The following is an 18,888-nucleotide window of genomic DNA, read 5'->3' on the forward strand; positions in this document are numbered from 1 at the left end:
CCATACCTGTCAACACGGCCTTTATAAGAGTTTATGAATATTGACAGGGACCGGGAGGAGACGGTCTTTCAAGGGCCTTGAGGGATTTGCATGAGGGTCGCGCAGGCCAGATCGAGCACGGAGTTTTTGCGCCGTACGAACAGTATTCTGATTCTCAGAGCGCTGCGCGAACGTGGTGCGCTGTCCCATACCGACATCATTTCCGAAACCGGACTGGCCTCTGCAACAGTCTCCGCCATCACGGCGGAACTCACACATGCAGGCATCATAGAACAAAGCGAGCAGCATACGCCCGGCGCACGCGGCAGGCCGCGGGTTCTTCTCCAGCCCGCGCAGGGCTGCGGCTATCTCGTTGCCATCGCCATTTCGTCGGATGCCGTGCAGTTTTCGCTGGCCGATTATTCCGGCAGACTGCTCGACCGCTTCTACGAATCGCGAAACCAGACCATCAAAGCCACCGCTCCGTTCGTTTCGCTTCTCCGCACCAGCCTTGAGCGTATTTGTGAACGTTCGCAAATCACCGACCGGCAGATTCTGGCGATCTCCATCAGCAGCAAGGGAATTGTCGATAGCGCGCGTCCGGTTCTTTTGTGGTCACCCATATTCGGCGACGGTCAGATCGACTTCGCGGATGTGTTTGCCCAATACGACAATGCCAGCATCATCCTCAAAAACGAAACCGCGCTGGTGGCCGGAGCGCTGGGCACACGGCTACCACTTGGCCAACTCGGGCTTGCAGTTGTTTCGCTGGGCCATAATATCGGCCTGGGCCTTGTGCGCGCGGTCGACGGCGAGACGCAAACGCTCGCACCCAATTTCAGCCACATGCTGCATTTGCCAAATGGCGCCCGGTGTCGCTGCGGTGCCAATGGCTGCGTGGAGGCCTATGCCGGGTTTTATGCCATTCTGCGAACGGCCTTTGAAGTACCGAAGGATCATATACCCGCGCAATTCGTGCCGCTTTCGGAGATAGACCGCATTGCCGACAGTGCAAGGCGGGGCGACAGGATGGCAGGCTTTGCCTTCCGCCAGGCCGGTGTTGCGCTCGGTCAGGGTCTCTCGCGTTTGCTCAGCCTCCATGGCCGCATGCCGATTGCCATTACCGGGCCGGGAACACGCTATTACGAGCTGATGCGCGATGGGCTGGAGAGCGGATTGGCGGAAACGCATGTGGTGCGCATGCATGGTGTGCCGGAGATCACGCTGGTGGAGGGTGAAGCCGAACTGGTTTTTGAAGGACACAAAGCCAGTGCGCTGGAGCGCATCGACGAACACATTCTGGGAAAATAGCTGTATAAGGAAGGGGGGAAATCATGGGGTGGAAACAACTGGCCGCCTGTCTCGCGACAGCATTTGTGGCGACGACGGCGCTCGCCGCCGAGCCGTGGGCGGAAAAGACAAACGCTTTGGGGGCGTCCGGCAAAGAAGTGAGCGGCAAGCTCACCGCCGCTGAGCTTGAAAAGCTCATCGCAACCGGGGAAGAACTGTTTATTGCCCGCTACACCGTCAATGATGGTGCGGGCCGACCCGCTGCCACGCAGGCGATTGTTCCCACCAAACGCCGCCATCCCGTCCAGAATGCATTTTCGCGAACCTCGGGAGCCGATGGCAATGCGTGCAGCTCCTGCCATCGCGAGCCCGTGGTGGGCGGTGCAGGCGATTTCACCGCAAACGTGTTTGCGTCCGAAGGTTTTGAAAGCGCCGACTTCGACACCACAGACCCGCAGTTTTCCAGCGAGCGGGGAACGAACCACCTTTTCGGCGCCGGTCTGATTGAACTCCTGGCCCGTGAAATGACAGCGGACCTGCAATCCATCAGGCGCGACGCGCTCCTGGAGGCCCATAAAAGCGGCAAGAGCCAGCGGGTGAAACTGGAAACCAAGGGCGTCGATTTCGGCTGGCTGACGGTTGAACCGGACGGCATTGCAGACATGAGCGAACTGGACGGCGTGGACATGGATCTGGTGATCCGCCCCTTCAGCCAGAAAGGTGTCATCACCTCTCTGCGTCAGTTCACCATCAACGCCATGAACCAGCACCACGGCATGCAGCCGAACGAGCGCTATGGAAAACGCTGGACGGGTACGGACGATTTTGACGAGGACAACTTTCCCGACGAAATGAATGCGGGCGATGTGTCCGCGCTCGTGGCGTGGCAGGCGACCCGCCCCGTGCCGACGCGGCAGGTGCCGGATATCGAAGGCTGGGCGGAAGCGGCAGCACGCGGCGAAGAACTGTTCAACAGTACCGGCTGCAGCAGCTGCCATATGGAAAGCCTGCCGCTGAAAAGCCCGGTCTTCGACGATCCGGGCCCGGTCGATGTTTCCGGCACGCTGAACCGCGATCAGGTGAAGGAGGTGGCTTCCTACGACCTGTCGCTATTGCCCTGGTTCAAGACCCTTCCCCGCAATGAAAAGGGTGAGGTTCTCGTGCCGCTTTTCGGCGATCTGAAGCGCCACACCATGACAGATGCGCGTGGCGAGGAGCTGGGCAATGAGCTGATGGCGCAGCGCTTTGTGGACCGCAACATCTTCATGACGGCGGAACTGTGGGGGGTGGGCTCAACCGCACCTTACGGCCACCGCAACGATTTCACGACATTGGACAGCATCATCCTGGCGCATGCCGGCGACGCGCGTGAGCAGCGCGACGCCTTTGCCGATCTGCCCGAGGCAGACCGCAGTGCCATGATTGCATTCCTGAAGACACTGGTGATCGAACAATGAGACAGCATATTGCAAAACGCATTCTCGCACTGGCCATCGCAGGCGCAGCCATTCCTACCGTTTCGTCGGGCGAGGATCAGACCGAAGCCGCCAGCCCCTTCACCGGTGATGTTCCAAGCATGCAGGAAGAAGCGCTCGCTGCCGGGATCGACCATCAATATACCGGGCCTTGGGAGTTTTTCGTCGGCGGCGGTGCGGCCAGTTTCGACTGCAACGGCGACCGACTGCCCGATCTTGCCATTGCTGGCGGTTCAAGCGAAGCCGCGCTCTATGTCAATAAAAGCCCCATCGGCGGGGCGCTGAAATTTGAGAAAAAGGATCTCGGTCTTCCTGAGCGCGAACTGAAATCGGTTCTCGGTTTCTATCCCGTCGATATCGACAACGACCGTCAGATGGACCTCGTGATGCTGCGCCTTGGCGAAAACATCATCCTGAAGGGCGGCAAGGATTGCACATTCGAAAAGGCCAACCGGCTCTTTTCCTTCTCGGGCGGGCGCGAATGGACAACATCTTTTGCCGCAACCTGGGAAGCGGGGATGACCTATCCGACACTCGCCATTGGCAATTATGTTGATCGCTCTGCCCCCGGCACACCCTTTGGCACCTGCTCGGACAATTATGTCTTCCGCCCGCAGGCGGCTGAAGGGCCGGATTATTCACAGCCCTTCACGCTGCATCCAAGCTACTGCTCGCTATCCATGCTCTTCACCGACTGGAACAAATCTGGCCAGATGTCGCTGCGTGTGACCAACGACCGGCAATATTATCGTGGCGGCGAAGAACAGCTCTGGCAGCTGCCCGATGGCAGGCCGCCGCGCCAATATACAAGCTCGGAAGGCTGGCAGCAGTTGAAAATCTGGGGCATGGGAATCGCCCAGGCAGACCTCAATGTCGATGGTTACCCAGAATATGCGCTCACCTCGATGGGCGACACGATGCTACAGACATTGGACGAAGAGGCCGAAGATGAACGTCCCGTTTACCGGGACATGGCCTTTGAAAAAGGCTCCACGGCGCACCGCCCTTATGTGGGCGGCGACAAGCGACCGTCCACGGGCTGGCACAGCCAGTTTGCCGATCTGAACAATGACACCAATCTCGACCTCTTCATTGCCAAGGGCAATGTGGAGGTGATGCCCGACTTTGCGGCCTTCGACCCGGATAACCTTCTGCTTGGCGGCTTTGACGGTAAATTCCATGAAAGCGGAAACGAGGCCGGTATTGCGCTTGATACGAAGGGGCGCGGCGGCGTGGTGGAGGATTTCAATGCCGACGGCATGCTCGATCTGCTCGTGGTGAACCGCAAGCACAATGTCAACCTGTTCCGAAACCTGGGGGCCAAGACCGATTGGGGCCACCGCCCGCTCGGCAATTGGCTGAAGATCGAACTCGACAATGGCAAGATCAATCCAAACGCCATCGGTGCGAAGATCAATGTGCGCTCGGGCACGCTCACGCAGGTGCGCACGGTGCAGGCGGGCGGCGGCCACGCATCAGGTCAGGTCGGGTTTACGCATTTCGGTCTTGGTGTCAGCGAGCGCGCGGTCATCCGCGTACAATGGCCGGATGGCGAATGGAGTGCGCCTTACCGCGTCTTCACCAACGAACATGTGGTGATCCGCCGTGGCGCGGATGCGGCGCAATACTGGTTTCCGGTGAGCCAGTGATGCCAATCGGTCGGCGCAGGCCTATGCACCGACGTCCCTGGCCAGAACCAGCGACCGGCCTTCGCAGATCACCTCGCCTGCCGCGTTTACACAGAGCGCGCGCAGGTCCACGAGGTGTTTCTCGGGGCGCAGACGGGTAATTTCCACACTCGCCGTCAGCGCCTCGCCAGGCATGGCCTTGCCCGCGTAACGCAGTTCCTGCTTCAGGTAATTGGTGCCGGGGCCCGGCAGCTTGACGCCCAGCAGATAGGAAATCATGCCCGCAATCAGCGGCTCGGGCACATGAGCCAACTTTACGCCCGTGAGTGCCTCAAAACCCTTGAGTGCCGCTTCATCAAAAACACGGCTGATTTCAACGCGATCGCCAACCTTCATGCCGCCCTCTCCTTCATGGCGGTTTCCAGAAGCATGACTTCGGTATCGTCAGCGGTGCGATAGGCGCAGAGTTTGATGGATGCCGGGTCTGGCTCCACCAGCACAAAGGCGATTTCCTCGCCTGCGTAACAAGGATTGGGAAACATCAGTTGCGCATGATCCGGCTCTCGGCCCGGATAGGCCTCAGCCAGGAGCGCCCATGCCCAGGAGTAAAGCAGCATACCGTGCGAAACCGTCCGTCCGAAGCGTGTTCGCGCAGAAAAATCCGGGTCCACATGGATCGGATTGTCGTCGCCGCTGACCGTTGCGAAAAGATCAAAATCGGCTTGTGTGGGGATGCGTCTAGCCAGTTCACGTTCAGCCATCGAGACGGGCTCCCAATTCGTGCTTCTTGACCTTGCCCGATGGCGTGCGTGGAAACTCGTCCACCAGATGAAAATGCGCCGGCACCTTGTAGGCGGCAATGCGCTCGCGGCACCAGCAACTGAGCCCGGAAATATCGATCGCCTCACCCTTGCGCACCTGAATGAAGGCCGCACCGGTTTCCCCCCATTTTGCATCCGGCACGCCGATGACGGCAACATCCAGGATTTGCGGATGGGTGTAGAGAAGCTTTTCCACCTCGGCAGGATAGACGTTTTCGCCGCCGGAAATGTACATGTCCTTGATGCGGTCGATAATGTAATATTCGCCGTCCGCGCCGACACGCGCCACATCGCCGGTCTTCAACCACCCGTCCTCGGTAAAGGCTGCGGCAGTGGCTTCCGGGTTCTTGAAATAGCCGGGCGTAACACCCGGTCCGCGGATCAGAAGCTCACCCGATGAGCCGCCGCCTGCGATGGAAACCTCCGACAATATCTGCGCCTTGCCGACCGAGCCGATATGGGCTCTCACCTCATCGCGCGATTGCAGAAACACGGTCGGGCCTGTCTCCGTCATGCCCATACCGTTTTGCACCAACGCGCCGCGCGCGGCAAAGAAGGCCACCAGCGGTGCCGGCAAGGGTGCTCCACCACAGCCCAGCGATTTCATCCGCCCCAGATCGACACGGTCGATATCGGCATGCTGGCTGAAGCTTTGGTATATCGCCGGAACACCAAAAAACTGGTTGATCTTCTCCTCGGCAATCAAGCGAAAGATCGCGTCCGTATCGAACTGACGCAGAATGTAGGATGTGGCACCGGCAAGAAAGAGGGGCAGCGTATAAAGATTGACGCCGGCTGTGTGGAAGAGTGGCAGATAATTGACGCCCGCATCCGCGCTGACGATATCAACGGCCTGCCCGATATTGACGGCATTGACCCAGGCCATGGCAGCGGTCTGGATAACCGCTTTCGGCTGGCCGGTCGTGCCGGATGTGAAAAGCAGATACCAGATCGCCTGATCATCAATGCGGCGGCGCAGTTTCGTCTCTGCTCTGCCAAACCCGTCCAGCGCACCCCCTTTTTCAAGGGAAAGCAGCGGCAGGGCAAACTGTTCTCCAAGCGTGCGCGCAGTCTTTTCAAAGTTGGCATCATGGATGATGCATTTCGGCTCGGTCAGCGTCAAAAGCGGTGCAAGCTCCGGCGCAGGCTGACGCCAGTTGAGCGGGGTCAGCACAAAACCGCCCTTCTGGCAGGCAAACAGCGTGATGAAAAATTCCGCGCGATTGTGGCAGATGATGGCAACCCGGTCCCCAGGGATTAGCCCCATCTCGCTCAGGCCGAGGGCCATGCCTTCTGCGCGTGCATTCACCTCCGCAAAGGTAAATTCGGAGCCTGTTTCCACATCGATAAATGCGCTTTCATGCGGTGTCAGCTCTGCGCGCCGTGCCGCCATATCAGTGATAAATGCCATTGTTCGCCTCCCAGGAACATGTCATTTTCAGACGCGTGGTTTCAGACCGCCGGAAATCATTGCGAAGGCTGTTTTTGCGACATCCTCCAGGCTTCGTTCATCGCCCCACAGCGCAAACCGCTCACCCAGTCCGCGGGCAAGTCCCATCAGCGCCCAGGCGGTCACCTCCGGATCGCCGCATTCAATATCGCCCTTCGCCTTGGCCTCTTCAAGGCGCTTCTGATAGGCCTCGGCAAAACCCATGAAATAGTCGGTATAGGATTGGCGGTCGACGAACTGCGCCTCTTCGACAATCCGGTAGAGGGCCGGATGCTTGCGCACAAATTCCAGAAAGGCCTTGAGACCTGCATATTCCGTCGTCAGACGGTCCGGCGCTTCGGCGATTCCCTTGGAAATTGCCTGACGAGTCTTGATCCCCATTTCACGCACGAGTTCCTTGAACACGGCTTCCTTGCTCGGAAAATAGATATAAAAGGTTCCCTGCGCCACATGCGCGTGGCTGGTGATATCGGCAATGGAGGCTGCCGCGTAACCCTGGCTGCCGAACACTTCCTCGGCCGCATTCAAAATCTGTTCGCGCGTCTTCAGCCCGCGCCGTGTCTTGGGCTTCTTAAGCTCCATATCTCCCCCCTGAAATATGAGTCACCATTCATATCTGAAGCAGAGAAGCCACGCAAGTTTGATGCGGCTACATGAAGAAGCGGCACGGCGACGACACCTGAAAGCGGACAGTCACCTAGTCAGCGCCGCAGCCCCCTTTGCAGCCATGGCCGATTGCGATTTGCAGCTGACGATCGCGGGGGCTTCTTGCACAAGACTTTCATCTTCGATCGCGGTCACCATGAAGAGCGCGAAATCGATACGCCGCGTGCGGTTGCTGGCCAGGATCGGGTCGCCCACATGACGGCTCCAGACCGGCAGCCCCTCGCTTTCGCCCTCTTCCAGGTCGCTGCCGCGGACAACCGTCCATCGCCGCCCGCTTTCAAATATCCGCCGGGTGGCGTTCTCCTGATCGCGGATATCGACGAGCCGTAGAAGCCGCCCGACCACGCTGACCAGGGGCACCAGCAGACGCAAACCGAGCGGGTAAACGTCTTTGCCGTCGCGGCTGATATGCCAGCCGCAGGAAAAGATAAGGCGCGCTTTTTCCGGCGCAAAGTCCAAAACCGCTTGCGCCGTGTTGGTGGCATAACCATGAACACCCCACGGCACCAGCACGGTGAGCACGGCATCGCAGTCGCTGACCGCCTTGCGGATCGCCGCGCGATCATCGGTTCGTCCGGGAACGATGGTGATGGCATCCTTGAACGCATCCAGCTTGGCAACGCTCTTTGGTCGGCAGACAGCCACCACCTCATAACCACGCTCCAGCGCATGGGCGACCATGTAGCGCCCCAACTTGCCCGATGCGCCAATGATGGCGATCCTTTTTCCTGTTTCCTGCATTCCGCTCTCCTTTCACGCGCCGCCTGATGAGCAATAATTTGCCTTCCCTTACGTCGTAAGGTGCCTTACATAGTAAGGTTGAGGGTGTGAGTCAACCCGGCGTAATCGGTGAATGGAAACACATGGCAGACAAGACGGCCGGCAATCGGCAAAAGGGGCAACTGAGCAAAAGCCGGGTTGTCGAAGCAGCAATCAGACTGGCAGACAAAGACGGCATTGCAGCGCTGACCATGCGCAAGCTTGCGCAGAGCCTCGGCGTGGAAGCCATGTCGCTTTATCACCATCTGCCCAACAAGGACGCGATGCTGGGCGCGATGGTGGACCAGATTTTCGCCGAAATCTCACCTCCGCCGGAAGGCAAGCCCTGGAAGGATGCGATCAGCGCGCGGGCCGGGTCCGCCCGCGAGGTGCTCATGCGTCATCCCTGGGCCGTGCAGGTTCTGGAAACCCGTCGCAATCCCGGCACGATCACCCTTTCACATCATGATGCGGTGATCGGCTGCTTCCGGCGTGCCGGCTTCACCGTGGCTTTGGCTGCACACGCCTATTCGCTCATCGACAGCTATATCTACGGCTTCGTGATGCAGGAAACCACCCTGCCCTTCAAGACCGGAGAAGAGGCCCATGCCGTCGCCGAACAGATCCTTCAGGGTCTGCCGGAAGAACAATACCCGCATCTGGCCGAGATGACCCGCGAACTCGTGCTCAAACCCGGCTACGCCTATTCCAACGAGTTTGAATTCGGGCTTGAACTGATCCTCGATGGGCTTGAAGCGGCTCTCACCTAAAGCGGTGTATCGCCGGAGAGGAGCGAAAAGACCAGTTCGTGGAGGCGGTTGGCCAGCGGGTTCATGAGATGGCTGCGCCTGGAGATCAGGTGGTAGGGCAACACATTGATCGAGCCGTCGGCAAGGTCGAGCGCCGTCGTCGGCGCACCCAGTGTTTCCCGCCTCAAGAGTTCGGACACTTCGCTTGCCACCGGGGCGATGGCATCAGAGGTCGACAAATAGGCAATCGTCATCAGAAGCGACGATGTGATCACGGTCTCCACGGGCAACTCCAGCCCCTGCTCGACAAAAGCTTCATCAATCGATTGCCGCAACGGCGTATTCGGCGGTTGAAGTATCCATTCGTAACTCGCAAGATCGGAGAGTGTGAGGCCCTTGCGCAGGCTGAGCGGATGGCCGACCCGGACCACAAAGCGGATCAGCTCGGGTCGTCCACTGCGGATATTGAACTGGCGTGTGTTCGTTTCACCGGGAAGCCGCGCCAGCACGAAATCGAACTCGCCATTGAGCAATCGCTCAACCAAGTCGTGGGACGGGGCCACATCCACGTAGATATCGGCGCCCTTTGCCGCCTCCTTCAGCTTCTGAATGGCCGGAACCACAAAAGCCACCGCCCCACCGGTCACAGAGCCGACACGGACGCTGCCCGAACGCCCACTGGCAATCGCCGAAGCATCACGAAGCGTGTGTTCCACACTGTTGAGAATCGCCGCGGCCCCTTGGGCGACAATCTCGCCGGTCGGTGTTGCCGTCATGCCTTTCGGATGTCGGTGGAAAAGCGCCGTACCCGTCAGCTGTTCGATACTTGCCAAAAGCCGTGAGGCTGCCGGCTGCGTCAGCGAAAGCTTTTCGGCGGCAAGAGCAAGCTGTCCGGTTTCATAGATCGCCCGAATGAGCCGGTAATCGCGAAGCTGCAAGCGGTTGAGAAGGTGTTGCATGGTGGATCATCAACTTATCGTTTTTGGTATGCACTTCACCAATATATGCATTTGAATGTCATGTCTCGACTTTTCTAATTTCGAGTGAGGTAAAAACAGTACCTGCGGGGTCTTGGCCGATAGACGTGCCTGCTCCGAAATCTCCGGGAGGATATGATGAGAAAACTGGTTTCCTTTTTCGCCTCGGCGGCACTTGCCGTCGGGCTTGTAACTGCACCTGCAATGGCTGCCGACAAGGGCTCTATCGGCATTGCCATGCCGACGAAGTCTTCTGCACGTTGGATTTCCGACGGCGATTCCATGGTCAAGCAGTTCACCGATGCGGGTTATGATGTTGATCTGCAATATGCTGAAGACGATATTCCGAACCAGCTGGCACAGATTGAAAACATGATCACCAAGGGCGTCGACGTCCTCGTGATTGCAGCCATCGATGGCACGACGCTTTCGAACGCTCTGGAAAATGCTGCAGCCTCGGGCATCAAGGTGATTGCCTATGACCGCCTGATCCGCGATTCGGGCAACGTTGACTACTATGCGACCTTCGACAACTTCAAGGTTGGCGTTCAGCAGGCAACTTCGCTGGTCGACGGCCTCAAAGAGCGTTTCGGCGACGGCCCTTACAATGTTGAACTCTTCGGCGGTTCTCCGGACGACAACAACGCCTACTTCTTCTACAATGGCGCCATGAGCGTTCTTCAGCCGATGATCGACGAAGGCAAGATCAACATCGTTTCCGGCCAGACAGGCATGGACAAGGTTGGCACGCTGCGTTGGGATGGTGCTGTGGCACAGGCCCGCATGGATAACCTTCTGTCTGCCTACTACACGGACAAGCAGATCAACGGCGTTCTGTCGCCCTATGACGGCCTTTCCATCGGCATCCTTTCCTCGCTCAAGGGCGTTGGCTACGGCTCCGGCGACATGAAAATGCCGATCGTGACCGGTCAGGACGCAGAAGTTCCCTCCGTCAAGTCGATCCTGGCTGGCGAACAGTATTCCACAGTCTTCAAGGACACGCGTGAACTGGCACGTGTCACCGTTGGCATGGTCAACGCTCTTCTCGAGGGCGGCGAGCCGGAAATCAACGACACCAAGACCTACGACAATGGCGTAAAGGTTGTTCCTTCCTATCTGCTGGAGCCGGTTTCTGTAGACAAGAGCAACTGGGAAAAGGTTCTCATTGACTCTGGCTACTACACGATGGACCAGATCAAGTAAGAAAAAATCCTGAACAAGCCATCACTCGCCGGGTTTTTTCGCCCGGCGGGTTTTCCCGGGCTTTTCAAAGCGCCCGGCAATAATCAAGGTCGAGACGATCAACCATGACTACGCTTCTGGAAATGCGTAAGATCACCAAAGAGTTTCCGGGCGTCAAAGCGCTCGACGAGGTGAGTCTTAAAGTTCAAAAAGGCGAGATCCACGCCGTATGCGGCGAAAATGGTGCCGGCAAATCGACGCTGATGAAAGTTCTTTCCGGCGTTTATCCTGCAGGCAGCTTTGAGGGCGAAATCCTCTACGAGGGTGAGCCGGCCAACTTCCGCAATATTCTCGACAGCGAGAAACGCGGCATTATCATTATTCACCAGGAACTGGCGCTTGTGCCGCAGCTTTCCATTGCCGAGAACATCTTTCTGGGCAATGAGCGCGCGTCCAATGGCGTCATCGACTGGCGCGAGACCAACCGGCGCACCGAAGAACTGCTGTCTAAAGTCGGCCTTCGGGAAGCACCCACCACCCTGGTTGACTCCATCGGCGTGGGCAAACAGCAGCTCGTCGAAATCGCCAAGGCGCTCTCCAAGGATGTGAAACTGCTCATCCTCGACGAGCCGACAGCCGCATTGCAGGAAAATGACAGCCGCAAGCTGCTTGACCTCATGCTGGAATTGAAGGCGCAGGGTGTTACCAGCATTATCATTTCGCACAAGCTCGGCGAAGTGCGCTATGTCGCCGACACGGTGACCGTGATCCGCGATGGCACGACCGTCTCGACGCTTCCCGCCAAGGGGCTGAGCGAAGACGACATCGTGCGCGACATGGTGGGTCGTGACATGACGCACCGCTTTCCCGAGCACGCCCGCACGCCGGGCGACATTCTCATGGAAGTCGAGGACTGGACCGTCTGGCACCCGGAACACAAGGAACGCAGGGTTATCAAGAATGCGTCCTTCAATGTCCGCGCCGGCGAGGTTGTGGGCATTGCAGGCCTCATGGGCTCGGGCCGCACCGAGCTTGCCATGTCGATTTTCGGACGCTCCTATGGGCGCAATATTTCCGGTACGGTGAAGCTGAAAGGCCAGCCGGTCGACGTTTCCAACGTGCCGCGCGCCATCAAGGCCGGTATTTCCTATGTGACCGAGGACCGCAAGTCTCTCGGCCTCGTGCTTGATGAGCCGATCCGTTTCAACACCACGCTGGCCAATCTGGAAGCCGTCTCTTCCGGCGGCGTGCTGAATCGCAACGAGGAAACCCGCATTGCCGAGCACTATCGTGAGGCGCTTGCAACGCGCACGCCATCGGTGTTCCAGAAGGTGGTGAACCTGTCCGGCGGCAATCAGCAGAAGGTGGTGCTGGCCAAGTGGCTGTTCACCTCGCCCGAGGTACTCATCCTGGATGAACCCACGCGCGGCATCGACGTTGGCGCGAAGTATGAAATCTACACCATTATCAACGATCTGGCCGCCCAGGGTAAGGGCGTTGTCATGATCTCGTCGGAAATGCCCGAGTTGCTCGGCATGTGCGACAGGATCTATGTCATGAATGAAGGCGCGCTTGTCGGGGAACTGACAGCCGCAGAAGCCAGTCAGGAGCGCATCATGTCGCTCATTGTGAACGAATAGGAAAGCCAAGTCATGGATTCGGCCAATATTGAACATTCTTCCAGCGATGCATCAGGCTCCAGCAAGGGCGTTGCGGCCTATCTGGCCTCGCACCTTCGCGAATACGGTCTGCTTCTGGCGCTTATCGTCATCATGGCGTTTTTCCAGATCGTCACCGAAGGCACGCTTTTGCGCGCCGTTAACGTCACCAATCTGCTCTTGCAGAACAGCTACATTATCATCATGGCGCTCGGCATGCTGGTTGTCATTGTGTCGGGCAATATCGATCTTTCGGTCGGCTCGGTCATGGGCTTCGTCGGTGCACTCGCAGCCGTGATGATCGTGAATTACGACATCTCGATCTATGCCACCATCGTCGTGTGTCTCATCGTCGGCGGGCTCGTTGGCGCTGCGCAAGGCTATTGGGTGGCCTATTGGAAAATTCCGTCCTTCATCGTGACGCTGGCGGGCATGCTGGTTTTCCGCGGCCTGTCGCTCTGGCTGCTCGAAGGCCAGTCGGTCGGCCCCTTCCCGCGTGAATTCCAGATCGTCGCAAACGGCTTTGTTCCCGATATCTTTCCCGCCGGTATCGGTGAATTTTTCGCCGGCATTTTTGACGCGCGCAAGGTCAACGTGCTGGCTCTCTTTGCCGGCGTGGCAGCTGCCATCATCATCTTCTGGATGGGGTCGCGCCAGCGCGCGCGCAACAAGGCCTACGGTATCGAAGACGAGCCCTCAAGCTTCTTCATCGCGCGCAATGTCATCGTTGCTGCCGCTCTGATCTTCATCACCTACAAGCTCTCCACCTTCCGTGGTCTGCCAAACGTGCTGATCACCATGGGTGTGCTCACCATCATCTACGCCTTCATCACTTCGTCGACGGTGATTGGCCGACGCATTTATGCGCTCGGCGGTAATGCCAAGGCGGCCAAGCTTTCCGGTATCAAGACCGAGCGGCTGACCTTCCTTGCCTTCACCAATATGGGCATTCTGGCGGCTGCTGCGGGCCTCGTCTTTGCCGCACGTCTGAACACGGCAACACCGAAGGCCGGTTTTGGTCTGGAGCTTGACGTGATTGCAGCCGTCTTCATCGGTGGTGCATCCATGTCCGGCGGTGTCGGCACGATCATTGGCGCAGTGGTCGGCGCGTTCCTCATGGGCGTGTTGAACAACGGCATGTCCATCATGGGCATCGGCATCGATTATCAGCAGATGATCAAGGGCCTGGTGCTGCTCGCTGCCGTTATCTTCGACGTTTACAACAAACAGAAACAGGGCTGAACCTGCGCCTCACAAGGAATTAAGTCGATGACTTTCAAACCGGCCCAATGGCCTCGCAAATTACGGTCGCAGGAATGGTTCGGCGGCAATGGCCGTGACCAGATCTATCACCGCGGCTGGATGAAGAACCAGGGCTTGCCCCATCATCTTTTCGATGGACGCCCGGTGATCGGCATCCTCAACACATGGTCTGAACTGACGCCCTGCAACGCCCATCTGCGCGATCTTGCCGAAAAGGTGAAATACGGAATTTACGAAGCGGGCGGTTTTCCTGTTGAAGTGCCGGTCTTTTCAGCTTCTGAAAGCGCGTTCCGCCCGACGGCGATGATGTTCCGCAACCTGGCTGCCCTATCCGTGGAAGAGGCAATCCGCGGGCAGCCGATGGACGGCGTCGTGCTGCTGGTCGGCTGCGACAAGACCACGCCGTCGCTTTTGATGGGTGCTGCAAGCTGCGACCTGCCCACCATCATGGTGTCCGGCGGTCCGATGCTGAACGGCTATTTCCGCGGCGAACGCGTCGGTTCCGGCACGCATCTGTGGAAGTTTTCTGAAGCCGTAAAGGCTGGCGAAATGACACAGTCCGAGTTCGCCGAGGCCGAAGCGTCCATGTCGCGCTCGCCCGGTTCCTGCAACACGATGGGCACGGCCTCCACCATGGCCTCCATGATGGAATCGCTTGGCATGACGCTTTCGGGCAATGCCGCCATTCCCGCCGTCGACAGCCGCCGCCGCGTGATGGCGCACATGACGGGCATGCGCATCGTTCAGATGGTGAAGGACGATCTCAAGCCATCCGATATTCTGACCAAGAAGAATTTCGAAAATGCGATCCGCACCAATGGCGCCATCGGCGGTTCCACCAATGCGGTGATCCATCTTCTCGCCATCGCAGGTCGTATCGGTGTTGACCTGACGCTTGATGATTGGGACCGTTGCGGACGCGATGTGTCCACCATCGTCAATCTTATGCCGTCCGGCAAATACCTCATGGAAGAGTTCTTCTATGCCGGTGGCCTGCCGGTCGTCATCAAGCGGCTCGGCGAGGCGGGTCTCCTTCATAAAGACGCTCTCACCGTGTCCGGCGGACCCATCTGGGATGAGGTGAAGGACGTCGTCAACCACAATGAAGATGTGATCCTGCCCGCCGACAAGCCCCTGACAGCGCATGGCGGCATTGCCGTTCTGCGCGGCAATCTGGCCCCCAACGGCGCGGTGCTGAAACCCTCTGCCGCATCCCCGCATCTGATGAAGCACCGCGGTCGCGCCGTGGTTTTCGAGGATATCGACGACTACAAGGCCAAGATCAATGACGAAACGCTCGACATTGACGAAACCTGCGTGATGGTGATGAAGAATTGTGGCCCGCGCGGCTATCCGGGCATGGCTGAGGTCGGCAATATGGGTCTTCCTCCGAAAGTTCTGAGAAAGGGCATCACCGACATGGTGCGCATTTCGGATGCGCGCATGTCCGGCACCGCCTATGGCACAGTCGTGCTGCACACCTCGCCGGAAGCGGCAGCCGGCGGCCCGCTGGCGGTTGTCCAGAATGGCGACATGATTGAGCTGGATGTCGAAGCCCGCCGCATTCATCTCGATATCAGCAATGAAGAACTGCAGGCCCGCCTGGCAAAATGGAAGCCGCTCGCCGACAGCCCGACATCGGGCTATGCATGGCTGCACCAGACCCATGTCATGGGTGCGGATACCGGGGCTGACCTCGACTTCCTGAAAGGGTGTCGCGGCGCGCCGGTTGGAAGGGACTCGCACTAATGGTTACAAAGATCGCACTGGTCGGCATCGGCAAGATTGCCGTCGACCAGCATGTTCCGGCCATCAACGCGAGCCCGGACTGGGAACTTGCCGCCACCGTTTCCCGTCACGGCACGGTCGAGGGTGTCGAAGCCTTCACCGATATGGCGGAGATGCTCAATGCACATCCGGATATTCCCGTCGTGTCGCTCGCTCTTCCGCCCGTGCCGCGTTTTGCCTATGCCGTGGCAGCGCTTGAGGCCGGACGTCACGTCATGCTGGAAAAGCCGCCGGGCGCCTCTCTTTCTGAATGCCACGCGCTGGAAGCACTGGCTCGCAAGAAGGGCCTGTCGCTCTATGCCACATGGCATTCACGCGAGGCCGACAAGGTGGCTGCGGCCAAGGCTTGGTTGGCCGAGCAGAAACTCAAGCGTCTGACCGTAACCTGGAAAGAGGATGTTCGCCGCTGGCATCCGGGCCAGGACTGGGTGTTTGAACCCGGTGGGCTTGGCGTTTTCGACCCCGGCATCAATGCGCTTTCCATCGTGACGGAAATTCTGCCCGACGCGATCCATCTGACTGGCGCGGTTTTGAAGTTCCCACAAAACCGTCAGACACCGATTGCCGCCGATCTGACCTTCTATCACCCGCATGCCGCAGACGTTTCAGCGGTCTTCGACTGGCGGCAGGAAGGCCATCAAACCTGGACGATCGAGGTCGAGACGGAACAGGGCCTGCTCAAGCTTACCGAAGGTGGCGCGCATGCCACAATCGATGGCATTTCACCGCCCTCCCCGTCCGAAACGCTTTCGGGCGAATATCCCCGTCTTTACGCCAATATGGCGCGATTGGTTTCCGCCCGCAGCATCGACATGGATCTGGCACCCATGCGCCACGTGGCAGACGCTTTCACCCTTGGCCGTCGCGAAACCGTAGACGCCTTCGACTGGTAGAACTTTGGAGAATATTATGAAAAAGCCGCTGACCGGTATTCTGCCCGTCGCCCCGACCCCGTTCCATGCCGATGGCCGCGTGGATGAAGAGGGCATGCGCCGCGTGCTCGATTGCATGATCGATCAGGGTGTGGACGCCATCTGCATTCTGGCCAACTATTCCGAGCAGTTTCTGATTTCGGATGAAGAACGCCACCTGCTGATGAAAATCAGCCTAGAGCATGTGGCAGGCCGCGTTCCCGTTGTCGTCACGATCAGCCATTTTTATACCGGCATTGTGGTGGAGCGCGCCAAATCTGCCGAAGCCATGGGCGCCTCCATGGTCATGATGATGCCGCCCTATCACGGCGTTGGTCTCGTGCCTGCCGAAGCCGGCATCTTTGAACATTTCAAGGCCGTGTCGGACGCGATTTCCATTCCGATCATGATCCAGGATGCGCCGATTTCAGGCGCAACGCTTTCCGTGCCCTTGCTCACCCGCATGGCCAAGGAAATCGAGAATGTTTCCTATTTCAAGATCGAAACACCCTTTGCAGCCGACAAGCTGGCAGCTCTCATCGAAGCCGGTGGCGACCATATTGTCGGCCCCTTTGACGGCGAAGAAGCCGTCACGCTGCTGGCGGACCTTGACGCAGGCTGCACCGGCACGATGACATCGGCCCTGCAGCCGGAAAAGATCCGTCCGATCGTGACGGAGTTTCTGGCCGGCAATACGGATGCAGCACTGGAACAGTGGAAGCTCTGCCTGCCGCTGATCAACCACGAAAACCGTCAATGCGGGCTGCGCGCGGCAAAGACCGTGATGATGGCCGGTGGCGTGATCAAATCCGACCACGTGCGCCATCCGCTGAAACCGATGAGCCAGCGCACCAAGGATCGTCTGCTGCAGCTTTCCGGCGAATTGGATCTCATCGCGCTCAAGTGGGGCAAATAGGCCCGGCCTGAAATCCATCCTGTACAAGGGCTTTCATTCAGCGCCGATCCCCACTAGGGTCGGCGCTGAATTTTACCGTTGGCATGGTGATGCGGCGGCAGGACCAACCGGGATCCCGTGCTGCCGACGTTTTCTCTCCATGCGCAATTCAGGATCAGGTTCTGATGCAGCACAGTGCGACCCGTCTTTGTGTGCCTTTCCCATCCCTTCGCTGGGAGGCGCAGGCAAAATGTGCTGCGATCCTCATTCTTCTTTTGATGGCCGTTTTGCTGGCAGGTTGCGGCACGAGGCCGACGGACGCCGTCTTGGCCCCTGTCGCCTTGAAGGAAAAACCTTGGCGGCAGGTGACGATTTATGCCGTGACCACCAGAACACCCAACGAGGACGGCAGAGGATTTGACAGCGGCAGAGCCGAAGACGTGCGGTATATGCGTTACACGCTTTCGATACCGCGCTCGCACGAGCCCGGAAATATCGAATATCCCGACCGCAAGCCGGACCCGGAAAAGAGCTTCACCGTTATCGCCGCCGAGCAAATCAGCCACGCCGCTTTCCTGCAGGCAATCGCGAAGAGCCGCGCCCAGGACAAGGAGGTCGGCGTTTTCGTTCACGGCTTCAATTACACCTTTCAGGAATCGCTTTTCCGCATGGCGCAGATGGCTGCTGACGCGAATGTGGACGGGGTGTCGGTGCTCTTCGCGTGGCCATCCGAAGGCGAATTGCGCGGCTATATAGCCGACAAGGACTCAGCCACCTATTCGCGCGATCAGCTGACGCACCTGCTCGACGACCTCACCCGCAGCCACAGCGGCAGAACGGTTGTCATCGGCCACAGCATGGGCGGATGGCTCACCATGGAGGCGCTGCGCCAATTGCGGCTCACGGGCCAGGATCGCGCGCTCAACCATCTGTCGGTCATTCTGGCCGCGCCCGACATTGATGTCGATGTTTTTCGCGCCCAACTGAAGGTCGTCGGGCGGCTGCGGACGCCGCTCGTTCTGCTGGTTTCGCCCGATGACCGGGCGCTCTACCTTTCGAGCCTTCTTGCCGGAGATGAACGCGCGGGCTCCATCAATATCAATGATCCTCTTATCAACAAAGCGGTCGTCAGGGCCAATGTCACCGTTGTCGACATCTCGGAGTTGACGTCCAGCGATGGCACCAATCACGACCGATTCAAGGAGCTTGCGGCGATCTATCCAAAATTGAAGGCCGATGCGCAGGTGAACAAGGTCCAGCAAGCCGGCGTCTTTGTTTTCAATGCGGTCAACAACACGCTCTTTTCGCCCTTTACTGCCGCCGCTGCAGCCACACGCCAATAGCACTCCTTGAATGCCACGTTTATTGACGCTATATTGCGTCATAAGATATGGCAT

17 protein-coding genes are annotated in these 18,888 nt (G+C 58.6%); 11 read left to right on the plus strand and 6 right to left on the minus strand.

Translation table 11 applies throughout. From position 1 onward, the window contains the following. Positions 1-90: 90 nt before the first annotated feature. From NHF56_RS18710 to NHF56_RS21050, 3 genes are read left to right on the plus strand one after another with little or no spacing between them, the layout of a single operon-like run. Positions 91-1,290, plus strand: a complete 1,200-nt coding sequence (locus tag NHF56_RS18710) for an ROK family transcriptional regulator (RefSeq protein WP_252807422.1) — start codon at positions 91-93, stop codon at positions 1,288-1,290. 23 nt (positions 1,291-1,313) lie between these two features. Beyond that, entirely contained in the window at positions 1,314-2,726 is a 1,413-nt protein-coding gene (locus NHF56_RS18715; RefSeq protein ID WP_252807424.1) for a di-heme oxidoredictase family protein, read from the plus strand. Next, positions 2,723-4,393, plus strand: coding sequence for a CRTAC1 family protein (locus tag NHF56_RS21050; RefSeq protein WP_373456342.1), 1,671 nt, complete (start codon positions 2,723-2,725; stop codon positions 4,391-4,393). Before NHF56_RS18715 ends, NHF56_RS21050 begins: the two co-directional genes overlap by 4 nt. 21 nt (positions 4,394-4,414) lie before the next feature. On the opposite strand, the gene NHF56_RS18725 is transcribed toward NHF56_RS21050, so the two are convergent. From NHF56_RS18725 to NHF56_RS18745, 5 genes are all read right to left on the minus strand, one after another. Then, complete coding sequence (locus NHF56_RS18725) at positions 4,415-4,768, minus strand: phosphate acetyltransferase (RefSeq protein ID WP_252807426.1); 354 nt, start codon at positions 4,766-4,768, stop codon at positions 4,415-4,417. Next, positions 4,765-5,133, minus strand: a complete 369-nt coding sequence (locus tag NHF56_RS18730) for a MaoC/PaaZ C-terminal domain-containing protein (protein ID WP_252807430.1) — start codon at positions 5,131-5,133, stop codon at positions 4,765-4,767. Before NHF56_RS18730 ends, NHF56_RS18725 begins: the two co-directional genes overlap by 4 nt. Continuing rightward, positions 5,126-6,604 carry an AMP-binding protein gene (locus NHF56_RS18735; protein WP_252807431.1) on the minus strand — a complete coding sequence of 493 codons (1,479 nt, stop codon included), beginning with the start codon at positions 6,602-6,604 and terminating at the stop codon, positions 5,126-5,128. Before NHF56_RS18735 ends, NHF56_RS18730 begins: the two co-directional genes overlap by 8 nt. A 27-nt stretch (positions 6,605-6,631) precedes the next feature. Further along, positions 6,632-7,225 carry a TetR/AcrR family transcriptional regulator gene (locus NHF56_RS18740; RefSeq protein ID WP_252807433.1) on the minus strand — a complete coding sequence of 198 codons (594 nt, stop codon included), beginning with the start codon at positions 7,223-7,225 and terminating at the stop codon, positions 6,632-6,634. Positions 7,226-7,336: 111 nt separating this feature from the next. Continuing rightward, the gene (locus NHF56_RS18745; protein ID WP_252807435.1) at positions 7,337-8,050 is read right to left on the minus strand and encodes an NAD(P)-dependent oxidoreductase; all 714 of its coding nucleotides are present in this window, start codon (positions 8,048-8,050) and stop codon (positions 7,337-7,339) included. A 122-nt stretch (positions 8,051-8,172) separates the two neighbouring features. Between NHF56_RS18745 and NHF56_RS18750 the strand changes: the two genes are divergently transcribed. Then, entirely contained in the window at positions 8,173-8,838 is a 666-nt protein-coding gene (locus NHF56_RS18750; RefSeq protein ID WP_252807437.1) for a TetR/AcrR family transcriptional regulator C-terminal domain-containing protein, read from the plus strand. Here NHF56_RS18750 and NHF56_RS18755 read toward each other — a convergent pair. After that, a complete protein-coding gene (locus NHF56_RS18755; protein ID WP_252807439.1) occupies positions 8,835-9,776 on the minus strand; it encodes a LysR family transcriptional regulator in 942 nt (313 codons plus the stop codon). The two genes, NHF56_RS18750 and NHF56_RS18755, sit on opposite strands and share 4 nt — an antisense overlap. A gap of 156 nt (positions 9,777-9,932) precedes the next feature. Between NHF56_RS18755 and chvE the strand changes: the two genes are divergently transcribed. From chvE to NHF56_RS18790, 7 genes are all read left to right on the plus strand, one after another. Next, entirely contained in the window at positions 9,933-10,997 is a 1,065-nt protein-coding gene (gene chvE, locus NHF56_RS18760) for a multiple monosaccharide ABC transporter substrate-binding protein (protein WP_252807441.1), read from the plus strand. Between the two features lie 104 nt (positions 10,998-11,101). Further along, the gene (gene mmsA, locus NHF56_RS18765; protein ID WP_252807443.1) at positions 11,102-12,616 is read left to right on the plus strand and encodes a multiple monosaccharide ABC transporter ATP-binding protein; all 1,515 of its coding nucleotides are present in this window, start codon (positions 11,102-11,104) and stop codon (positions 12,614-12,616) included. Between the two features lie 12 nt (positions 12,617-12,628). After that, the gene (gene mmsB, locus NHF56_RS18770) at positions 12,629-13,876 is read left to right on the plus strand and encodes a multiple monosaccharide ABC transporter permease (RefSeq protein WP_252807446.1); all 1,248 of its coding nucleotides are present in this window, start codon (positions 12,629-12,631) and stop codon (positions 13,874-13,876) included. Between the two features lie 27 nt (positions 13,877-13,903). Further along, complete coding sequence (gene araD / locus NHF56_RS18775) at positions 13,904-15,646, plus strand: L-arabinonate dehydratase (RefSeq protein WP_252807447.1); 1,743 nt, start codon at positions 13,904-13,906, stop codon at positions 15,644-15,646. Beyond that, positions 15,646-16,578: a Gfo/Idh/MocA family protein gene (locus NHF56_RS18780; protein WP_252807449.1), complete on the plus strand. Its 933-nt coding sequence runs from the start codon at positions 15,646-15,648 to the stop codon at positions 16,576-16,578. The genes araD and NHF56_RS18780 overlap by 1 nt, the downstream gene beginning before the upstream one ends. A 16-nt stretch (positions 16,579-16,594) precedes the next feature. Next, the gene (locus NHF56_RS18785) at positions 16,595-17,512 is read left to right on the plus strand and encodes a dihydrodipicolinate synthase family protein (RefSeq protein ID WP_252807451.1); all 918 of its coding nucleotides are present in this window, start codon (positions 16,595-16,597) and stop codon (positions 17,510-17,512) included. Between the two features lie 164 nt (positions 17,513-17,676). Then, on the plus strand, positions 17,677-18,834 hold the full coding sequence (locus NHF56_RS18790; RefSeq protein ID WP_252807453.1) for an alpha/beta hydrolase: 1,158 nt from the start codon (positions 17,677-17,679) through the stop codon (positions 18,832-18,834). Positions 18,835-18,888 lie beyond the last annotated feature (54 nt).

The organism is Rhizobium sp. L1K21 (genome assembly GCF_024055895.1).
Lineage (GTDB): Bacteria > Pseudomonadota > Alphaproteobacteria > Rhizobiales > Rhizobiaceae > Ensifer_A.